This is a genomic window from Pseudomonadota bacterium, assembly GCA_030859565.1.
Taxonomy (GTDB): Bacteria; Pseudomonadota; Gammaproteobacteria; order JACCXJ01; family JACCXJ01; genus USCg-Taylor.
The window spans coordinates 1-4965 of record JALZJW010000202.1; the positions used below are offsets into that span (position 1 = coordinate 1).

General features: G+C 61.5%; 5 protein-coding genes. 1 reads left to right on the top strand and 4 read right to left on the bottom strand.

Annotation, left to right across the window (positions count from 1 at the left end; genetic code table 11):
- Positions 1-78: 78 nt before the first annotated feature.
- Positions 79-324, bottom strand: coding sequence for a hypothetical protein (locus tag M3436_19185; GenBank protein MDQ3566113.1), 246 nt, complete (start codon positions 322-324; stop codon positions 79-81).
- 245 nt (positions 325-569) lie between these two features.
- On the opposite strand from M3436_19185, the gene M3436_19190 reads away from it, so the two are divergent.
- Complete coding sequence (locus M3436_19190) at positions 570-1127, top strand: acyloxyacyl hydrolase (protein MDQ3566114.1); 558 nt, start codon at positions 570-572, stop codon at positions 1125-1127.
- On the opposite strand, the gene M3436_19195 is transcribed toward M3436_19190, so the two are convergent.
- From M3436_19195 to M3436_19205, 3 genes are read right to left on the bottom strand one after another with little or no spacing between them, the layout of a single operon-like run.
- Positions 1128-1811, bottom strand: coding sequence for an HAD-IB family phosphatase (locus M3436_19195; GenBank protein MDQ3566115.1), 684 nt, complete (start codon positions 1809-1811; stop codon positions 1128-1130).
- Positions 1812-1824: 13 nt separating this feature from the next.
- Positions 1825-3405, bottom strand: coding sequence for a phosphoglycerate dehydrogenase (serA, locus tag M3436_19200; protein ID MDQ3566116.1), 1581 nt, complete (start codon positions 3403-3405; stop codon positions 1825-1827).
- Positions 3402-4568 carry a phosphoserine transaminase gene (locus tag M3436_19205; protein ID MDQ3566117.1) on the bottom strand — a complete coding sequence of 389 codons (1167 nt, stop codon included), beginning with the start codon at positions 4566-4568 and terminating at the stop codon, positions 3402-3404. The genes serA and M3436_19205 overlap by 4 nt, the downstream gene beginning before the upstream one ends.
- Positions 4569-4965 lie beyond the last annotated feature (397 nt).

Below are 4965 nucleotides of genomic sequence, written 5' to 3' on the forward strand. Positions count from 1 at the left end.
GAACAGATGATCCGTGCTTACGTAAAGAATCAGGACGATCTCGATCGCCAAGAAGATCTGTTTAACCAATAGCCCCTTTTAGGGGCTTACCTCAAGCCACCTGCTCTGCAGGTGGTAGGGTGACTTCAAGCTCTGATAGCGGTTCAATCGGTAGTTGATCCCATCGCGCAAGAACTCTTTCACGAAACCCGGCAATAGCGCGAGCACACCATCCTCCGCGGCGTCTGAATTCTCTCTGGACGAAAAAGCCGATCCCGTACCCGTATCGAGAGGCTCGGCGTTGGTCTTGGCGCTACAGCTTATCAGCAGGATCAGGCACAGCATGCACAACGGGCGCGGATCCGCATCTCGGGACCGCTTTAAGGATCCACACGTTTTTGGAGCCATCTCGATTCCCCTCGGGCAGCGCCGGTACGCCGAGGGTACTAGCGAGCTGTCCTTAGCTTCTGACAAGATCCCGACAGCGAGTTGGCGTATGACCCGTAGGTGCAATCGCTGCGCCACAGGTTTTCAATGTACCCACGCCTACAGATAGCTTAGGATCTCGGAAAAGAACGAGGAGAAACCCTATGCGCCCGCGAAAATTCGCGGTCTTTGTCGGCTTGGCGTTGGCCTGTCTCAGCCCTCAGCTTGTGTACGCATTCGATGCCGTCGCAGTCGAAGGCGGCAGCGGTGGCAGCGGTAGTCGCGGAATTAACCGCTACGGGATCGCCTTACAATGGGATTGGAGGGTGCAATGGCTGCGGCGCGGGGACTGGCATCTCGGAGGGTACTGGGAGCTAAACGCCAGTTACTGGGACGGGGACGATGGCCGTACCGGTAACGATTCCTTGGGCGAGTTCGGCTTGACCCCGGTGTTCCGCTGGCAGACACAATCGCCGATCTACGGTGTGATGCCTTATTTAGAAGCGGCCGTGGGCGTCCACGGCATGACGGATGCCGAGCTAGAGGACAAGGACTTCGATACGGAATTCGCCTTCGGATCACATGGGGGGGCCGGCATACGCTTCGGGCACGAGGGCCGATACGGGATCGGGTACCGGTATCAGCATCTATCGAACCTCGGGATCGGCGATTCTAACCCCGGCATTAATTTCCATTTAGTGCGATTGAGCTATCATTTTTAGTCACGCTGCCGGCAGCCGCCGAAATTCTTCGCGGGTGAGGAGAAACTCCAGCACCCCGGTCAAGGCGCGATCGGCGACGTAAGCATCGGCGCGGCGCTGCACCGCTTCGCGCCGGACTACCCCCCCGAAACCGACGGTGAAGATACCGTAGGCGGCGGGGTCAAGATCCGTGATCCCATCCCCGACGATCGCCGCCCGGCGGTTTTTTGCCACGCGGTGACAAACGGCGCCCTTGCCCCCGGAGCGCGTCAGGGGCGAGGATGCGTCATAACCGGTGTAGTTACCGGCGGCATCATGAAACACCTTCACGGCATGCACGCGCGCGAGAGGGATGGAGAGGACGGCGGCGAGCGGCACGACCGCCTGGCGGATCCCGCCGCTGACGATATGCACCTCTTTGCCGAGCGAGATCAATGTGCCTACCACCGCACTCGCTCCCGGCACTTTTGCGGCCACATACTGATTTCCTAACCAGGCTACCGCCTGGCGGTCCGGCCGGAGCGTCTCGAGGCGCCGGCCGTAGATCGACTCGAGGGTTTGTTCCCCGTCCATGGCCGCGCGCGTGAGCGCGCTGATCTCATGCTCCCGGCCCGCGCGCACCGCGAGCGCATCAATGCCCTCGAGCGTGCTCAAGGTGCTGTCGCAATCGAAGAAAATGACCTCGAACCCAGCGCGCGCCGCCATACCGCCGGGCGGATCACAAGCTCACTTGATATACCTGGTGGATGGCCAGGAGTTGCGCGATTCGATCGCGCGTCGCTTGCGGTAACGGCCGCGAGATCCCGATCACCGCGATTGCCTCGGGACCCTGAGCGATGCCGACCTGCATCCGCGAGATGTTGATATTATCCTGGCCGAGCAAGGTACCCAAGGCCCCGATCACGCCCGGACGATCCTCGTGGCGCGTGATCAATAAGGTCCCCTCGAGCACGGTTTCCACTTCGTAGTCGTCGATGCGGACCAGACGCGGGGGTCTGTCACCAATCAACGTGCCCGCGACCGAGGTCGATCCGCCGTCGTAGATTCCCGCCGCGGTGATAAGCGACACATATTCCTCGGTCTCCTCGGAGCGGCTTTCGACTAGCGAGATCCCTTGGCGGTGCGCGAGATGACGCGCGTTTACGCGATTCACCGGGATCGAGAGCTCGCTTTCCAGTAGACCGACCAGAAGCTCGCTTGAAAGCGGCCGTGAATCGAGCTCGGCCGCGCGCCCCCTTAATGTTACCTCGACCCGGGTCACGGGCTGCGAGGTTAAAACCGCCAGCACCCTCCCGAGGCGGCGTGCCAGCGCGAGATAAGGGGACAAGCGCTTGAGATCCTCGGCCGGGATCCGGGGCAGGTTGACCGCGTTGATCGCTTCTCCGGTTTCCAGAAACTGCGCGACTTGCTTGGCAATGGCAAGACCCGCGGCGATTTGAGCCTCGGCCGTGGAGGCGCCGAGGTGTGGTGTCAGCACGATTTTGGGATGTTCGATGAGAGGCGATCCGAGCGGGGGTTCTTGTTCAAAGACGTCCAACGCGGCGCCGGCGAGCGTCCCTTTGTCCAAAGCCTCGAGCAGCGCCGCCTCGTCAACCAGGCCGCCGCGAGCGCAATTGATGAGCCGCGCCCCGATCCGCATGCGCGCCAAGCGCTCGGCGTTGATGAGACCGCGGGTCTTGTCGTTGAGGGGACAATGGAGGCTCACATAGTCGGACTGTGCGAGCAGTTCTTGGAGCGCGATCGCTTCGACGCCTTCGTGCAGCATCACCTCGTGCGTCACCAAGGGATCGTAAGCGATGACGCGCATCTTGAGCCCGAGACAGCGTGAGGCTACCACCCGCCCTATGGCGCCGAAGCCGATGATCCCTATGGTCTTGCCGGCGACCTCCGTGCCCATGAATTGGGTTCGTTTCCACTCCGTGGCGCGCACGGATCGATCGGCTTGCGGGAGATGGCGGCTGAGCGACAAGAGATGCGCGACCGTCAGCTCGGCCGTGGTCGTGGCGTTGGCATCGGGGGTGTTTAACACTACAATCCCGCGCTCGGTGGCCGCGTCGACATCGATATTGTCTACTCCGATTCCCGCGCGGCCGATGACCTTGAGCCGCGGCGCTCCGGCCAAGAGCGACTCGGTCACGCGCGTCGCGCTACGCACAATCAAGGCATCGCAACTTTGGAGCCGTGCGGAGAGATCGGCATAATCCGATCCGCTGGAAGCATCCACTTCGATCCCGGGACGCGACGAGAGGTAAGCGATGCCGTCCGGCGCGATCGCTTCGGCGACGAGCACACGCGTCATTTTTTGATCTCGATCGCGGTCGTCTGCAGCACTCGATACCCCCATTCCAACCACGGGAGCACGGCCACGAGGTCCGTGCGTTCCACCGTGGCCCCGCACCAGATGCGAAGACCCGGGGGCGCGTCCCGGTAGGCGGCGATGTCGAAGGCGACACCCTCGGCCTCCAGCAAGCTGCAAAGATTATGTACAAGCTCCCAACGCTTCGGCGCCGGCTGCTCGGTGAACCACGGGGCCGTGATCTTCAGGCATACGGAGGTCGTCGAGCGCGTGGCGGGTAGCGTGGCCAGAAAGTCGATCCACGGGGTCCGTTCCACCCACGCGGCGAGCGCGGCGAAGTTTTGGGAGCAACGTTGCATCAACGCAGGCTGGCCCCCGGCCATTTCAGCCCAGCGCAACGCGTCGAGATAGTCTTCCACGCAGAGCAGCGAGGGCGTGTTGGTCGCGCCGCCGCTAAAAATATCCTCATTAACCCGGCCTTTGCTCTTGAGGCTCAACACCTTCGGGATGGGCCATGGAGGTGTGTATTCCTCCAGCCTGCAGACCGCCCGCGGGCTCAGCACGATCATGCCGTGCTGGGCCTCGCCGCCGAGCACCTTCTGCCAGGAGAACGTAGTCACATCGAGCTTGGGCCAGGGGAGATCGACCGAGAATACGGCCGAGGTGGCGTCGCAGACGGTGAGCCCGGCGCGCGCATCGGCGATCCAATCGCCATCGGGCAGCTTGACTCCCGAGGTCGTGCCGTTCCAGACGAACACGACGTCACGGTCGAAGTCGACCTGGGTGAGATCGGGCAATGCACCATAATCGGCGCTCAGACAGCGAACGTCCTGGATCCGCAACTCGTCGACTATTTCCCGCTGCCAACTCCGTCCGAAGCCATCCCAGGCGAGACAATCCACGCCCCGCGCCCCGAGCAGCGACCACAACGCCGCTTCCACGGCCCCCGTATCCGAAGCTGGGACGAGGCCGATGCGGTAACTGTCCGGCAATCGCAAGAGCGAACGTGTGCGCTCCAAGAGTTCCGTAAGCTTAGCCTTGCCCGCGCGGGATCGGTGTGAACGGCCGATAGCGGCGTCCGCTAGCACCTCGGGGCTCCAACCGGGCCGTTTGGCGCAAGGCCCCGAAGAGAAAAACGGTCGCGTCGGACGTATGGCGGGTCGCATTCGGGTCAACAATTGCCGCAGTGCACAAAGGCATCATTCTAGCGAGTTAACTCGCCGCGTCAACAAGATTGAGTGGACAAAAATCCGCGCTTGACGTGACATCGGCAATAAAAAACCCCGCTCGATGAGCAAGATAGCGTTGTTCATCGCGCTTTTCTCGCTGTCCGCGACGTGTTGCAGAAAAGCTGACCTGGTTTACTGCTCACGTGGGATTTTACCCCGGACACGACTGAAATACTGATCGTTCTTAAGAGCTCCTCAGAGATTGTGAGTCACCCTACCACCTGCAGAGCAGGTGGCTTGAGGTAAGCCCCTAAAAGGGGCTATTGGTTAAACAGATCTTCTTGGCGATCGAGATCGTCCTGATTCTTTACGTAAGCACGGATCATCTGTTCGT

Coding starts and splice junctions, on each gene's coding strand:
- M3436_19190 (MDQ3566114.1), top strand. CDS start 570: ATGCGCCCGCGAAAATTCGCGGTCTTTGTCGGCTTGGCGTTGGCCTGT.
- serA (MDQ3566116.1), bottom strand. CDS start 3,405: ATGACGCGTGTGCTCGTCGCCGAAGCGATCGCGCCGGACGGCATCGCT.
- M3436_19185 (MDQ3566113.1), bottom strand. CDS start 324: ATGCTGTGCCTGATCCTGCTGATAAGCTGTAGCGCCAAGACCAACGCC.
- M3436_19195 (MDQ3566115.1), bottom strand. CDS start 1,811: ATGGCGGCGCGCGCTGGGTTCGAGGTCATTTTCTTCGATTGCGACAGC.
- M3436_19205 (MDQ3566117.1), bottom strand. CDS start 4,568: ATGCGACCCGCCATACGTCCGACGCGACCGTTTTTCTCTTCGGGGCCT.